Annotated in this window: 16 protein-coding genes; 12 read left to right on the top strand and 4 right to left on the bottom strand. The window is 33.2% G+C overall.

Features of this window, described 5'->3' with window-relative positions; all coding sequences use genetic code 11:
• Positions 1-8: 8 nt before the first annotated feature.
• The 5 genes from BW731_RS04295 to BW731_RS04275 are packed head-to-tail and all read left to right on the top strand — an operon-like array spanning position 9 to position 3,957.
• Positions 9-962: a N(4)-(beta-N-acetylglucosaminyl)-L-asparaginase gene (locus BW731_RS04295; protein WP_079346028.1), complete on the top strand. Its 954-nt coding sequence runs from the start codon at positions 9-11 to the stop codon at positions 960-962.
• A 15-nt stretch (positions 963-977) separates the two neighbouring features.
• Positions 978-1,310 (top strand): PTS sugar transporter subunit IIB, encoded by a 333-nt coding sequence (locus BW731_RS04290; RefSeq protein WP_071456226.1) that lies wholly within the window; start codon positions 978-980, stop codon positions 1,308-1,310.
• Between the two features lie 9 nt (positions 1,311-1,319).
• Complete coding sequence (gene celB, locus BW731_RS04285) at positions 1,320-2,675, top strand: PTS cellobiose transporter subunit IIC (protein ID WP_079346026.1); 1,356 nt, start codon at positions 1,320-1,322, stop codon at positions 2,673-2,675.
• Positions 2,676-2,735: 60 nt separating this feature from the next.
• On the top strand, positions 2,736-3,032 hold the full coding sequence (locus tag BW731_RS04280; RefSeq protein WP_079348552.1) for a PTS lactose/cellobiose transporter subunit IIA: 297 nt from the start codon (positions 2,736-2,738) through the stop codon (positions 3,030-3,032).
• Between the two features lie 13 nt (positions 3,033-3,045).
• Positions 3,046-3,957 (top strand): DUF7916 family protein, encoded by a 912-nt coding sequence (locus tag BW731_RS04275; RefSeq protein ID WP_079346024.1) that lies wholly within the window; start codon positions 3,046-3,048, stop codon positions 3,955-3,957.
• Between the two features lie 266 nt (positions 3,958-4,223).
• Here the strand turns inward: BW731_RS04275 and BW731_RS04270 are convergent, their stop codons facing one another.
• A complete protein-coding gene (locus BW731_RS04270) occupies positions 4,224-5,204 on the bottom strand; it encodes a DUF4822 domain-containing protein (protein WP_079346022.1) in 981 nt (326 codons plus the stop codon).
• Positions 5,205-5,376: 172 nt separating this feature from the next.
• Here BW731_RS04270 and BW731_RS04265 point away from each other — a divergent pair, with 172 nt between their 5' ends.
• The 3 genes from BW731_RS04265 to BW731_RS12595 all read left to right on the top strand — a co-directional run bounded on the left by BW731_RS04265 (position 5,377) and on the right by BW731_RS12595 (position 7,839).
• Positions 5,377-6,882 carry a sensor histidine kinase gene (locus BW731_RS04265; RefSeq protein ID WP_233120432.1) on the top strand — a complete coding sequence of 502 codons (1,506 nt, stop codon included), beginning with the start codon at positions 5,377-5,379 and terminating at the stop codon, positions 6,880-6,882.
• On the top strand, positions 6,860-7,555 hold the full coding sequence (locus tag BW731_RS04260) for a response regulator transcription factor (RefSeq protein WP_079346020.1): 696 nt from the start codon (positions 6,860-6,862) through the stop codon (positions 7,553-7,555). Before BW731_RS04265 ends, BW731_RS04260 begins: the two co-directional genes overlap by 23 nt.
• A 116-nt stretch (positions 7,556-7,671) precedes the next feature.
• Positions 7,672-7,839, top strand: coding sequence for a hypothetical protein (locus BW731_RS12595; protein ID WP_158080161.1), 168 nt, complete (start codon positions 7,672-7,674; stop codon positions 7,837-7,839).
• A 41-nt stretch (positions 7,840-7,880) separates the two neighbouring features.
• Here BW731_RS12595 and BW731_RS04255 read toward each other — a convergent pair whose 3' ends face one another.
• Positions 7,881-8,090, bottom strand: a complete 210-nt coding sequence (locus BW731_RS04255; protein WP_079346018.1) for a hypothetical protein — start codon at positions 8,088-8,090, stop codon at positions 7,881-7,883.
• Between the two features lie 148 nt (positions 8,091-8,238).
• Here BW731_RS04255 and BW731_RS04250 point away from each other — a divergent pair, with 148 nt between their 5' ends.
• Positions 8,239-8,643 carry a (deoxy)nucleoside triphosphate pyrophosphohydrolase gene (locus BW731_RS04250; RefSeq protein WP_079346016.1) on the top strand — a complete coding sequence of 135 codons (405 nt, stop codon included), beginning with the start codon at positions 8,239-8,241 and terminating at the stop codon, positions 8,641-8,643.
• Positions 8,636-11,512 (top strand): DEAD/DEAH box helicase, encoded by a 2,877-nt coding sequence (locus tag BW731_RS04245; protein WP_079346014.1) that lies wholly within the window; start codon positions 8,636-8,638, stop codon positions 11,510-11,512. Before BW731_RS04250 ends, BW731_RS04245 begins: the two co-directional genes overlap by 8 nt.
• A gap of 41 nt (positions 11,513-11,553) precedes the next feature.
• On the opposite strand, the gene BW731_RS12980 is transcribed toward BW731_RS04245, so the two are convergent.
• Positions 11,554-11,688 carry a hypothetical protein gene (locus BW731_RS12980; protein ID WP_269844050.1) on the bottom strand — a complete coding sequence of 45 codons (135 nt, stop codon included), beginning with the start codon at positions 11,686-11,688 and terminating at the stop codon, positions 11,554-11,556.
• Positions 11,689-11,776: 88 nt separating this feature from the next.
• Here BW731_RS12980 and BW731_RS04240 point away from each other — a divergent pair, with 88 nt between their 5' ends.
• Together BW731_RS04240 and yghU are read left to right on the top strand one after the other, a co-directional pair.
• Positions 11,777-12,169, top strand: a complete 393-nt coding sequence (locus BW731_RS04240) for a DUF1722 domain-containing protein (RefSeq protein WP_079346012.1) — start codon at positions 11,777-11,779, stop codon at positions 12,167-12,169.
• Between the two features lie 84 nt (positions 12,170-12,253).
• Positions 12,254-13,039, top strand: coding sequence for a glutathione-dependent disulfide-bond oxidoreductase (yghU, locus tag BW731_RS04235; protein ID WP_079346010.1), 786 nt, complete (start codon positions 12,254-12,256; stop codon positions 13,037-13,039).
• 46 nt (positions 13,040-13,085) lie between these two features.
• Here yghU and BW731_RS04230 read toward each other — a convergent pair whose 3' ends face one another.
• Entirely contained in the window at positions 13,086-13,961 is an 876-nt protein-coding gene (locus tag BW731_RS04230) for an LPXTG cell wall anchor domain-containing protein (protein ID WP_079346008.1), read from the bottom strand.
• Between the last annotated feature and the right edge of the window lie 11 nt (positions 13,962-13,972).

The raw sequence follows: 13,972 nt of genomic DNA, 5'->3' as shown, positions 1-13,972 counted from the left end.
GTGATTAAATGAAATTTGGTAGCATAGCGACTTGGCGGATGTCACACGAAGGCATTGAAGATTCCTTAGAGCTATTAAAGAATAATGGAACATCTAATGATGCCATTGAAATGATTATTAAACATGTCGAGGACTATCCTTATTACAAGTCTGTTGGTTATGGTGGTTTACCAAATATTGAAGGGATTCTGGAAATGGATGCCGCCTTTATGGATGGCGATACGTTCCAAATTGGAGCAGTGGCAGGGATTACAGATGTGTGTCATCCAATTTCTGTGGCGAGAAAGTTAAGTCATGAAAAATTTAATAGCTTCTTAGTTGGTCAAGGTGCAACAAAGTACGCCATGACAAATGGATTTGAACGAAAAAATATGTTGACCGAACGGGCGAGAAAACTATGGGAAAAACGCTTAGATGATATGGCGAAACACTCGCTTAGTCCCTATGATGGTCATGATACGATTGGGGCAATCAGTCTCGACAAAACAGGGAGTATGAGTGCTGGTACATCAAGCTCTGGCCTTTTTATGAAAAAACCTGGACGCGTTGGAGACTCTCCATTATCAGGTTCTGGATTTTACGTGGACAGTGATATTGGTGGAGCTGCTGCAACAGGATTAGGTGAAGATTTAATGAAAGGAATTCTTTCATACGAAATTGTTCGTAAAATGGAGGGAGGAATGACACCACAAGAAGCATGTGATGAAGCAGTGTATTCATTTCATGATAAATTAACCAAAAAATACGGAAAATGTGGAGCGATGTCTTTAGTTGCAATGAATAATAAAGGCGATTGGGGAGTTGCTACTAATGTGGAGTTTACCTTTTCAGTTGGAAATGATCAAAACAAAGCAGCTATCTACATAGCAAATATGGGTGAAAACCATACAACAATGATCGAGCCAATTACACAAGAATGGCTAGATGCATATGAAAACAGAATTAAGGCGCCAATAAAATAGAATGGAGAATAAACAATGAGTACAAAAAAAATATATTTATTTTGTGATGCAGGGATGTCTACTAGTATTATGGTTAATAAAATGATGGAAGTAGTGAAAAAGCATAACCTACCTTTAGATATTACAGCTTATCCAGTTGCTAGAATTAAAGAAATTGTTGAAAAAGAAAGACCAATTGCAGTTCTTTTAGGACCACAAGTACGTTTTTTATTTAATAAAACAAAAGAAGAATATGAGCCACAAGGTATTCCGGTTATGGTCATTGATTCAGAGATATATGGAGCAATGGACGGAGAAAAAGCTTTAAAAGAAGCGTTAAAATTAGCAAAAAATAATAAAAAGAAATAGGTGAGAGGGATGAAAAAGTTTCTAAATAGTCTAGAGAGAGTATTGTCACCAATGGCAAAAAAAATTGGTGAGAATAAATATTTAATTGCTATACGAGATGGTTTTTTATTATCTACTCCTGTATTAATTGTAGGGTCGTTCTTTTTATTAATTGCTAATTTTCCACTGAATCAATGGGATACATGGATGAGTGCGCTACTAGGGAAAGAATGGGCGAGTCATATGATGGTCCCTGCTAGTGCTAGTTTTGATATTATGACTATTTTAGCAGTAGCGGGGATTGCGTATAGTTTAGCTAGACAGTTTGATGAGGATGCGATGCAAGCGGCAATTATTTCGTTAGTAGCATTCTTTATCGTGACGCCTTATACCACATTTTTTACTCCTGAAAACACAGAAACTGTTTATGAAGTTACTAGTTTACCGCTAAAATGGATGGGTTCCAGTGGTTTATTCTTAGGAATGATTACAGCATTAGTTGCAACTAGATTATTTGTTTGGGTCGTTAGAAAAGGTTGGAAAATTAAAATGCCAGATAGTGTACCACCAACCGTGTCTAAATCCTTTGAAGCATTGATACCAAGCTTTGTGATTATTTTTGTGTTTTTTGTCATTGATTGGTTGGTAACGTTAACATCTTATGGGAGCTTACAAGATATCATTTTTAATCTATTACAAATGCCATTATTATCTTTAGGAAACACACTAGGTGCAATGATAGTTGCGTATATTTTCTTACATTTCTTTTGGTTCTTTGGAATTAATGGAAGTAGCGTAGTTGGAGCGGTTTTTAACCCAGTATTAAGAGCGTTATCAATGGAAAATTTAGAAGCTTATAAGGCACATACGGAAATTCCAAATATTATCACAGGACAATTTCAAGATATGTTTGCGACATTTGGTGGAGCTGGATCCACATTATCTCTAGTTATTGTCATGGTTTTATTTTGTAAGAGTCAACGTATCAAAAAATTATCACAATTATCAATAGTTCCAAGTTTCTTTGGAATTAATGAGCCGATTATTTTTGGTTTACCTATTGTATTAAATCCTATTATTTTGGTTCCATTTGTGTTAGTTCCAACAATTAATATAATTATTGCTTACTTTGCGATGAGCTGGGGATTAGTTCCTTTTACTAATGGCATTCAATTACCTTGGACAACACCAATAGTGTTTTCAGGTTTCTTAGTAAGTGGTTGGCAAGGAGCAGTATTACAAGTTTTACTATTATTCCTAGGCATGGTCATTTATTATCCATTTGTTAAAATGATGGACCGCCAATACCTTGAGGAAGAAAAAAATTATGCGGAAGAATTAGAAGATGACATTAACTTTGAAGATTTCGATTTTGATGCTCTGTAAATTATAAGAGAAGGATGGGATATTTTGGGAGAAACAAAAGAAGAATTATTAACAACCATTATGAGTTTGATTGTTAAATCAGGTAATGCAAAAAGTGATGCAATGGAGGCAATACAAGAAGCTAAACAGAAACATTTTGATGAGGCAAGACAAAAAATTGAATCGGCAGAAAAACATATTGTAGATGCTCACGGGGCACAAACCGCTTTATTAACACAAGAGGCCTCAGGGAATAATGTGGAAGTAACATTATTACTTGTCCATGCACAAGATCATTTAATGACAAGCATATCATTTATTGATTTAGCAAAAGAAATAATTGACCTTTATAGTGTTTGTTACGCAGAGACTAAGTAATTGGAGGTAGATGATGGTTAAAAGACTAATAAGTGCTAATGTAAGTGACATTGAAGCATTTAGTAAAGAAGATTTAATTCAAAGTATCAAAGCAAGTGAAGGTCGAGTTATTTTAAGTGAAAATGTGGTTGTAGAAGAGCCTTTGATTAAAGATATCACGACTAGTGAAATTGCAAGATCTTATGGAGCAGATATGATTTTATTGAATTGTTTTGATTTGTTGTCTCCAGAAATTAAAGGGTTGTATCATCATACAGAAAATCATCAACCGTCAGATATAATTCACGATTTAAAGAAATTGATAGGTTTACCAATCGGTGTTAATATTGAACCTGTAGATCCTTCCGCAGAAATGTTTTCTAATAAATTAAATATTTCTTTGGGGAGACAGGCTTCTAAAGATACTTTTGAATTAGCTAATCAATTAGGCTTTGATTTTATATTGTTAACAGGAAATCCAGGGACAGGTGTAACAAATGAGTTGATTGCACAAAATATTAAACTGGCCAAAAACTATTTTAATGGTGTTATAATTGCTGGTAAAATGCATAGTGCTGGGGTAGATGAGCCTGTAGTAAGTAAGGATTCTACACAAGTATTTATTGATGCAGGGGCGGATATTATTCTTGTTCCAGCTGTGGGAACAGTTTGGGGAATTACAGAAGAAATGGTTAAAGAAGCAGTTGATACGGCTCATAATAATAATCGTTTAGTGATGAGTGCTATTGGTACTTCTCAAGAGAGTGCTAATCCGCAAACTATCAGAGAAATTGGTTTGAGAAATAAAATATTAGGTATTGATATCCAACATATTGGGGATGCTAATATGGGATTAGTGGGTATAAAGAATATAAAAGAGTTATCTGATACTATTCGTGGGGAGCGTCATACTGTTTCACGTTTTGCAAGATCTGTTAATAGGTGATTTCTTGTAAAAGTGATAATCGGTTGTTAATCTATGCTAAGTATTTTAATGAGTTAACTAAATTTGACGAATATTATCTAATTTTATTGAAAAAGATCTTATTTGATAAGTTGTGGTAAAAATTAAAAAGACTATTCCTAACGTCTTAAAATAGAAAAACCCATGAAATCAGCTGGTTAAATACTGACTTCATGGGTTTTTTGTTTGTGTAGTTTAGTGATTCTCATTTTAAAAATTATGTTTCGATCAACTTCTAAGTTTTTTTACTAAAACGTAAACGCTGGTGAATGATCACCTGAATAAGGCTCATGCTCTACAAAAACCGTTACTTCGTTACCATCTTTGTCTTTTCCTAATCGTTTATACGTAAATTTTTTATCATTTAATTCAGTCATTTCTAAAGCAACACCATATTTGTTTTCACCAATCGACACATGTGCACGTATTTTATTGTTATCAATGACTTTAAAGTATCCAAAATCACCTCTAGATTCACCTGATTCAATATCGAAGAATTCGTATTTATTATCAGTGTCATCAAATTTAGCTAAGCTGATGAACATGTTGTTTTCTTCCGTTAAATCATTGCCATCTTCGTCGTAGACTTTTGTACCATTCCATAGAGTGTTACCAAGGATAGTATCTCCAGGTGTCTTTGTCTCGATTGTTCCAGTCTTGGCTGTTAAATCTTCGCGCCCTTTAGTGAAAGATAGTTCTTTATCATAAGGAACGTGTTGAACAAACACTTCAATGTCATTACCCTCTTTATCTTTTCCCATACGTTTATAAGTAAATAGCTCATCACTTACTTCCGTTAGTTCTACCACAGCTTGATAGTTTTTAGTTGTGGAAATTAAAATACGTTTGGTGCCATCATTCGTCACAAAAAATGTTCCTTCATCACCGCGTGTTTCACCAGTTTCTTTATCGAAGAACTCGTAATACCCTGTTTTGGCATCATATTTAGCTAGTCCAATGAATTCGGCATTTTCTTTTGTTAAATCATTTCCTTTCGCATCTTTTACGACTGTTCCTTGCCAGTTAGTAGAAGATAAAATTGAGGTATATTCTGCCCCGATTGAGTTTTCTTTTGCTTGTTCAGATGTTGAAGATGATTCAACTGTACTAGATTTAGCAGTTGAGCTATCACTTGAATTCGATGTTTGATTTGCAGTAGAACATCCTGTTAATATTGCTCCTGTTAAAGCTGTTGTAAATAATAATGTGTATACTTTTTTCTTTATCATTGTTTCCTCCTTGTGTTATCTGATACTTTTAGTATATAAGGTAAAAATTAACGTTAAATAAACTCATGATGAACGATTATAAAATAAAAATGAACAACTATGAACTAGTAACAGAAATAGTTTATAAAAATGGGTGATTACGCTAAACTAATAGATGAGGAGAGTGGTGCCAGTGACGATAAAAAAACGATTTATTTATTCATACATCAGTGCGATAGCAATCACAATTGCGTCTTTTTTTCTGATTGTTTCTTTGACGTTTTACGTAGCATTGGGGAAAGTTCCTAATATTACCACCATCTATAAAATGATTACGACACAACGTTCACTTACAGCAGATGAAAAAAATAGTTATTTGGGATTATATAATATTGTTCAAGAAAATCCAGAACAGCTAAAGCTACCTTTAAATGATCGTGTTACAAAATTGATTAAAACAATAGAAGAAAAAAATTTATATGTCGTGATCCGAAAAGAACAGAATTTTTCATACTACTCTAATGGGTTAGTTGAAAAATCGTTACAAGTACATGCTCCAAACTATGAATTAAATAATTTTGAACCGATTGGAACATTAGATAATGCGGGGAAAATGTATCATTATATTAAATCAGATTTTTTATATGACGATGGAAAGCTTGGTAGTATTATTGTACTGAAGCGTGAGAGTAATTTATTAGAATTCTTTACAAAATGGGGGATTTGGCTCATATTAATCATCATCTTACTTGCCATATTATTAGCGTCATTAATCGTTCAACGCCTAAAAAAAACTATCATACAACCGATTGAACATTTGGAGGAAGCTACCTATTCTGTTAAAGAACATGAGGACGTTTTAACAGAGATTGAGCGATTCCCAGAAGAACATATTGTCAAAGAGGTAGAACGTCTTCAAATTAGCTTTAAAAACATGTGGACTGAATTAGCTCAAGCTGAAAAACTTAGTAAGCAATATGAAGATAATAGAAAAGAGTTGATTGCTAATATTTCCCATGACTTAAAGACACCTATCACATCAATCATGGGATATGTTGAGGGCATGATGGATGGTGTGGCTAATACTGATGAGAAAAAACAGAGGTACTTGCAAACTATTTATAAAAAATCTCAAAGTTTAAATGAATTGATAGAAGAATTATTTTTATATTCAAAATTTGATATGGATGCTGTCACGTTTCACTATGATACAATTGATTTGACAATATTTTTGGCAGATTTTATGGATGATTATTCAGTTGAGGAATCTATCGAATGGAGCGTTCAATTACCGCAGACAGCTGTTTACGTTAAAGCTGACACGACACAATTTCATAGAGCATTAACGAATATCGTACAAAATAGTATTAAATTTTTAGATAAAAGCAAAGAAATAAATCAGATTAGTTTATCTCTGATAGAAAGAGATGATGACGTCATCATAGACTTACTCGATAACGGCATAGGTATGTCTAAAGAACAAGCAGACAAAGCATTTTATCGCTTTTATCGAGGGGATAAATCACGGACACCATCAACCAAAGGATCAGGTTTAGGTCTGAATATTACAGAATACATTGTTTTACAGCATGGTGGTCATCTATCAGTAACAAGTGAGGAAGGTCAGTGGACCAATATGCGTATGACTTTGCCAAAAGTAAAAGGAGAGGATAATCATGAATCAGATATTGATAGTTGAGGATGATGAAAGCATTGCAAATTTGCAAAAAGATTATCTGGAAATAAATGACTACAACGTTCATGTTGAGCATGATGGTAAAAAAGGGTTAGAAGAAGCATTAAATGGTGACTACGATTTAGTTATATTAGATGTGATGTTACCTAATATGGACGGATTTGAAATATGCAAACAAATTAGGTTAGAAAAACACATACCGATTATTATTGTATCAGCCAAAACGGAAGACATAGATAAAATTAGAGGGTTAGGATTAGGTGCTGATGATTATATGATCAAACCATTTAGTCCCAACGAACTAGTCGCACGTGTTAAAGCCCATTTGTCACGATTTACGAAATTGACGCAACAACAAGTACCAGTTGAAAAGGAGTTTATCACAATTGATGATGTCAGAATCGAACCTTCTGCCAGAAAAGTATACGTGAAGGATGTGGAGGTTATTTTTACGACTAAAGAGTTTTCATTATTATTATTCCTAGTCACTCATCCTAATACTGTGTGGAGTAAGGAAAAATTATTTGAATTAATCTGGGAACAAGAAGTATTTTATAGTGATGTATCGACTGTAACAGTGCATATCAAACGTATCAGAGAAAAGTTGAAACAAAATGGTGTTACGTCATTTCCAATCGAAACTATTTGGGGTAGTGGGTACCGATTTAATTTCTAATAGAAAAATATTTAAAGGTCAAAAAAGTCATCTTGATTATCCAAAAATTGGTCTGTTTTTTAGTTCAAAATAAGATAATCTAAAAAGAGAGCAATGACTATAGGGGATGGCATATAATGGATATTAAAGGGTTAATCACCTATTACACTAGTGAAGTGGATAAAATGCTACACGAAAAAGAACAAGGCTACATTGATGATTTTGAAACAGAATGGACGACTTCTTTGTATCAAGAGTTTGTTCAAAAGCTCAAAGAGTTAGATGAGTATAATCATAAAAAATAGACTACTTAAAGCAATTTGCTTTAAATAGTCTATTTTTTTATTTATTTTTCATGCCCATTTTCTAAAGATTTTGATCCTTTTATTTCTAAATTTGTGGGATTTGTTCCTGGAGAGCCTGCCATTGCACTTGAATTCAACCCGTTATTTACTAGTTTTTTGCCCCATTTTTTCTCTAAGTTAACTCCTTGTGCACGTAATTGGTCGTTCTTCAATCGGAGTTTTTCTGACTTTAAAAGTTTTTTATCTGACATAAAAACCTCTCCATTCCTTTTAAATAATTATACCACGTATTATGAATTGATGGTAACTAGTAAGTCTAATAATTAGTAAAGGATTGCGTCTTTATTTGTTTTGTGCGATCCTGTGAGTATATAAATGATGTAAATGAGGAATGAATTAATGAAAAAGAATATAAATGTTGTTGGAGCAATTATTATAAAAGAGGGAAAAGTCTTTTGCTGTCAAAGAGGGTTAGAAAAAAGTCTACCTGGAAAGTGGGAATTTCCAGGTGGGAAGATTGAATCTGGAGAGACTAAAGAACAAGCATTGGTACGAGAGATAAAAGAAGAACTATTAATTTCAGTTCAACTAGAAGAAAAGGAATTCGCAAGTGTGTCGTTTGATTATGATTTTGGTAGAGTGAATTTAAGTACGTTTATTTGTCATTTAGAATCTGGAGAGCCACAATTGACAGAGCATTTGCAATCTAAGTGGGTATCTTTCGATAAGTTAACTCAGCTAGATTGGGCGCCAGCTGATATACCAATTGTCGAAAAACTAATGGAGGCTGGTGTGGATGAGTGATTTATTACTAAATAAAGCGTTAAAAAAAGCATTTATTGATAAAAATGTTGAAAGCCAATATTTAAATCCTAAATTTATCATTAATGATACAGACAAAAAAGAATTCTTACTCTCGGTGTTACAGCAGGAATTATTATCTTGTCAGTCGTTTATTCTATCTGTTGCGTTTATCACGCAAGATGGATTAAATACTATTAAAACCCAATTATCAGATTTAGCTGATAAAGGTATCAAAGGAAGAATACTGACCTCAACATACTTAGGTTTTAATCATCCAGATGTCTTTCACTCATTACTAAATATTCCGAATGTTGAGGTTAGAATATCAAATAAATCTGGTTTCCATTCTAAAGGCTATTTATTTACACATCAGACACATCAAACGTTTATAATAGGTAGTTCTAATTTGACGATGTCAGCTTTAAAACTGAATTATGAGTGGAACGTAAAGCTTACCTCTTATGATAATGGTGAGATGATTTCAACGATACATGACCATTTAGAAAAAGAATGGGAAAGTGCCACAATATTAAGTCGAGAATGGATTGCTGAGTTTTCGAAAACATATCAACCATTACCTAAAAGAATGACTCGAAGTGAAGATATCATCACTGAAGAAGTAAGTGAATATATCGTCCCTAACAGAATGCAAAAAGAAGCCCTAAATAGTTTGAAAGAGCTAAGGCAGTCTGGAGAAAGAAAAGGGTTGGTTGTATCTGCAACAGGAACAGGAAAAACTTATCTAGCAGCTTTTGATGTTGCTTCTTATCAACCAAAACGATTTCTATTCATCGTTCACAGAGAGCAAATATTACATAAAGCAATAGAATCATTTAAAAAAGTTATAGGTGGAAAAGATACTGACTATGGTGTTTTATCAGGACAGAAAAAAGATTTAGATGCGAAATATTTATTTTCGACAATTCAAACCATATCAAAGGATGGCTATCAAGAATTATTAGGTCCGGATGCGTTTGACTATATATTAATAGATGAAGTTCATAAGGCAGGTGCCTCATCCTATATTAAAACCCTAAACTATTTTAAACCAAATTTTCTGTTAGGTATGACAGCGACACCTGAGAGAACTGATGGATTTAATATTTTTGAACTATTTGATTATAATATCGCTTATGAAATTCGTTTGAAAGATGCACTTGAAGAAAACTTATTGTGTCCATTTCACTATTTCGGTGTCACAGATTATGAAAAAGACGGTCAAGTTATTAGTGAGACAAGTGACTTAACTTATTTAACTTATTTTGAGAGAGTCGAATTTTTAATAGATAAAATCAATTATTACGGCTGTTCTGGTAGTAATCCTAAAGGGTTAGTTTTTTGTAGTCGAAAAGATGAGGCAAAAGAGTTATCACGCCTATTCAATCAAAGAGGAATAGCGAGTAGCTACTTATCTGGTGAAAACTCCATTGAAGAAAGAGAACAGGTGATTGAAGAACTTGAGTCGGGCAGGATTCATTATATTTTTACAGTCGATATTTTTAATGAGGGAATAGACATTCCAAAAATAAATCAAGTGATTATGCTTAGAAATACAGAATCTAATATTATTTTTATTCAACAATTAGGACGTGGCTTAAGAAAAGATGAGTCGAAAGAATTTGTAACGGTGATTGATTTTATTGGAAACTATCAAAATAACTACATGATTCCTATGGCGTTATCAGGAGATTCGTCACGTAACAAGAATAATTTAAGACGAGATACGATAGATGTTAATTATATGACAGGTCTTTCAGTGATTAACTTTGAGCGAGTTGCTAAAGAGAGGATATTTAAATCAATTGATGCGGCTAAATTAAACTCTTTTGCCGAGCTAAGGAAAAGTTATCAACGTTTAAAAAATAGGCTGAATAAAATACCAATGTTATATGATTTTGAAGAGATGGGTGAGTTAGATCCATTAGTAATTATTCAAAGAGAAAAAACATATGATCAATTTTTACTGAAAATGAAAGAAGATTGCCCATTACTTACTGAGCAAGAGCGATTAGCGCTTAAGTTTTTATCTGTTGAGTTATTATTCGGTGGACGACCACATGAGTTACTTGTGATAAAGAAAATGGTTATGGAAAATAAGACTTATTTATTGTCAGAAGACATTTATAAACTGTGGGATGAAGAATCGATTGATTATGATAGGGACATACTAGCATCTGTCTTATCAGTTTTGGATTTATCTTTTTATGAAGCAGGGTTACAAAGAAATTATCGCCCAGCACAGTTGTTTGACCAAAAGAACAACGGAATCGCGATGACTGATTTTTTCAACAGCTCACGTAAAAATACATTATTTATGAAGTATGTGATGGATGTTGTGACGACAGGTTTGAAAAAATTAGAAAAACAAGGTATGCCATCTACTTTATGTCTTTATTCTAAGTATCGTCGAAAAGATGTTTTACGAGTATTAAATATGGAGTTCAAACAAAATGAACAAGGAATTGGTGGCTACACATACAGTAATAACCAATTTGCTATTTTTGTTACTTTAGACAAAGGGAAAGATTTTAAAGCCTCTCTAATGGCTTATGAAGATGAATTTATCGATGAAGAAACGTTTCGTTGGTTTACTAAATCACCTAGAACAATTAAATCTCCTGAAGTCCAAATATTGAAAGACTTTAAAAATTGGACTATTCATTTATTTATTAAGCGAAAATATAATCAAAATGATAAAGAAACAGATTTCTACTATTTAGGAGAAATGGAGCCAATTATTGATACTATTGAACAAAAGGAAAAGCCAACATCTGATAATAAATTAAAGAATGTCGTTGAAATGGACTTTACACTTAAACATCGTGTAGAACCTGATATGTATGAATTTTTAACTGGAAAAATAGAATAACTTAAAAAGCCACTCAATAGTCGAGTAGCTTTTTGATTTTCTTATTTCTTCTTTTTCATATAACTCTCACGTAATTTGGCAAGATGAGCTTTTTTGTCGATTTTATTTGGTGTTTGTTTTTCATGATATTTTGAGACAGCTTCTTTACCTTTTTTGTCTAATTGATATTTTCCCACAGTATTCACCTCTTTAATTAATTGACCTTTGCTTATATAATATACCTTAATACTAGTGTAAAACCAATGCAAATGTGAGGTGAACTAAATGGAAAAAAACAACAAACAGCTATTAAGCCAGTTTCAGTCATCATGGGCTAAGAATAAATACTGGGTAATGTCTCGGTCACAGCAAGCATATAATGACATTCGCTTGATGGCTAAAGGAAATCAGTGGACAGAAGAAAAACAAAGAATTTACGAGTACATGATATCAGATTTAGAACAAATGTCTCCTACTGATAAAACACTACGAGTAGCATTCCAACACATTTGGGGTTATTTCAAAAAAGTTGCAACACCTAAAGAAAAAGAAATTTATAAAGAACTAATTGAAACGTCGCCATTAAAAAGTAGTGAGTTAGAAGCTTTTTTAAAAGAATTAAGCAATCGTTATCAACAACCATATTTGATAAAAATGCGATGGGGATTGTCAGTTTAGTCACCTAAGTAGAACCCGTTATGTTGGACAGATATTTTTAATGAGTGATATCATTACCGTAGTATAAAAGTAAGGAGTGATAATATGACAGATTATAAATTACCAGATGTATGGACATGGGAAGATGAAAATAACAATAAAGGTGGAAACCGCCCAACAGCCGGCAGTCGTTTTGAACAAAAACTTCCTGTGGGGAGTGCACCATTTCAAGTCTATTCACTAGGAACTCCAAATGGTGTCAAAGTAACGATTCTGTTAGAAGAATTAAAAGAATTAGGAATAAAAGATGTAGAGTATGATTTATATAAAATTAATATAGGTGAAGGCGATCAGTTTGGTTCGGATTTTGTTTCTATCAATCCGAATTCTAAAATTCCAGCAATGGTTGATCAAAGTCAAACCCCTAATATTGATGTATTTGAATCAGGTTCAATCTTAGTTTATTTAGCTGAAAAGTTTGGTGAGTTTTTACCAAAAGATATTCAAGGTAAGACAGAAGTATTAAATTGGTTATTTTGGCAAGTTGGCTCTGGTCCATTTGTCGGTGGTGGATTTGGTCACTTTTTCCATTATGCACCAGAGAAATTGAAATACCCAATCGACAGATATACAATGGAAACTAAAAGACAACTTGATTTACTAGATAAAGTATTGGCAACGCGTGAATTTATCGCCGGAGACACATATAGTATTGCCGACATAGCTATTTGGTCTTGGTATGGTCAACTTGTATTAGGTGATTTATATGAAGGGTCGGCTGAATTTTTAGATATTCAAAGCTACACACATTTGGTTGAATGGACTCATCGAATTGCACAACGACCTGGTGTGAAAAAAGGTATGGCAGCAGAATACAAGGCAATAGATTAACAAAAAGAAAAACTTCCAGCAATTAAGTTGGAAGTTTTTTTAGTAGTTATTTTGTAGAGAATTTGAGTTTAGCAAAGACAGCAGTAGCACTACCAATAAGAAGTAACATTAATCCTGACAATGCAGTATTTGATTGGCTTGTTTGAGGTAATTTTTTGTTGTCAGCGTATTTTTCGCTTGTATCACCATCTTTTTTGATGTTTTCAACAAATTCTTTTTCGTTTTGTTTATCTACTTTATTTCCAGTAGGATTGTTTTCAGATCCAAGGGGTTCAGTTGGGTTTTCAGGAGTGTCTGGTTGATTACTTGATTCATCAACAGCATCATTATTAATGTTTTCTTGACCATCTTCTCCTGGTTGAGCAACGTTAGTGAAAATTAAACGAATAAAAGCAGAGTAAGTACCATTTGGTGTTTCGAATAATGGCGCACCATTACTAATTTCTCCACCTAAGAAAGGTGAAGGGCCGTATTCTCCAGGGTAGTTTTCTCTAGCAACGTTCATATTTCCTTTAGTTGGTTTGAAAGCAATAGAGTCACCTTCATCATGTACTTCAAAATATATTTCTGAATCATATTTTCCATCTTTTACTGTATGGTTTAAAGAAACCCAACCAATATAAGTAGGATTTGATGCATCGTAATGATAACCTTTTAGTGTTAGTTCACCTAATTTAAAACCTTGTAGTTCTGCCGGTTTAGCAACTGAAAAATGATAATCTCCAAATAAATCATCATAATGATTCGTACCATAGCCAATCAATGTTACTTTTCCTAAATCAGGTTTCACATCATTTGTTTGTTCTTGAACAACTTCTTCTGTTTTAATAACTTCCCCTGTTTCTTCTGCCAAAGTTGTGACAGCAGTTCCTCCTACCAACAACATTGCTGAGAATAATCCAACATAAACATTCTTTTTCAATTATAAAACCT

The organism is Vagococcus martis, assembly GCF_002026305.1.
Lineage (GTDB): Bacteria > Bacillota > Bacilli > Lactobacillales > Vagococcaceae > Vagococcus > Vagococcus martis.
The sequence above is the reverse complement of the archived record's forward strand: the minus strand, read 5'-3'. Positions and strand labels throughout refer to the sequence as shown.

What these genes read in the sequence shown, in the direction of transcription:
- BW731_RS04280 (WP_079348552.1), top strand. Translation starts at nt 2,736, where the DNA reads ATGAGTTTGATTGTTAAATCAGGTAATGCAAAAAGTGATGCAATGGAG.
- BW731_RS04255 (WP_079346018.1), bottom strand. Translation starts at nt 8,090, where the DNA reads ATGTCAGATAAAAAACTTTTAAAGTCAGAAAAACTCCGATTGAAGAAC.
- BW731_RS04250 (WP_079346016.1), top strand. Translation starts at nt 8,239, where the DNA reads ATGAAAAAGAATATAAATGTTGTTGGAGCAATTATTATAAAAGAGGGA.
- BW731_RS04260 (WP_079346020.1), top strand. Translation starts at nt 6,860, where the DNA reads ATGAATCAGATATTGATAGTTGAGGATGATGAAAGCATTGCAAATTTG.
- BW731_RS04295 (WP_079346028.1), top strand. Translation starts at nt 9, where the DNA reads ATGAAATTTGGTAGCATAGCGACTTGGCGGATGTCACACGAAGGCATT.
- BW731_RS04270 (WP_079346022.1), bottom strand. Translation starts at nt 5,204, where the DNA reads ATGATAAAGAAAAAAGTATACACATTATTATTTACAACAGCTTTAACA.
- BW731_RS04245 (WP_079346014.1), top strand. Translation starts at nt 8,636, where the DNA reads ATGAGTGATTTATTACTAAATAAAGCGTTAAAAAAAGCATTTATTGAT.
- celB (WP_079346026.1), top strand. Translation starts at nt 1,320, where the DNA reads ATGAAAAAGTTTCTAAATAGTCTAGAGAGAGTATTGTCACCAATGGCA.
- BW731_RS04275 (WP_079346024.1), top strand. Translation starts at nt 3,046, where the DNA reads ATGGTTAAAAGACTAATAAGTGCTAATGTAAGTGACATTGAAGCATTT.
- yghU (WP_079346010.1), top strand. Translation starts at nt 12,254, where the DNA reads ATGACAGATTATAAATTACCAGATGTATGGACATGGGAAGATGAAAAT.
- BW731_RS04240 (WP_079346012.1), top strand. Translation starts at nt 11,777, where the DNA reads ATGGAAAAAAACAACAAACAGCTATTAAGCCAGTTTCAGTCATCATGG.
- BW731_RS12595 (WP_158080161.1), top strand. Translation starts at nt 7,672, where the DNA reads ATGGATATTAAAGGGTTAATCACCTATTACACTAGTGAAGTGGATAAA.
- BW731_RS04290 (WP_071456226.1), top strand. Translation starts at nt 978, where the DNA reads ATGAGTACAAAAAAAATATATTTATTTTGTGATGCAGGGATGTCTACT.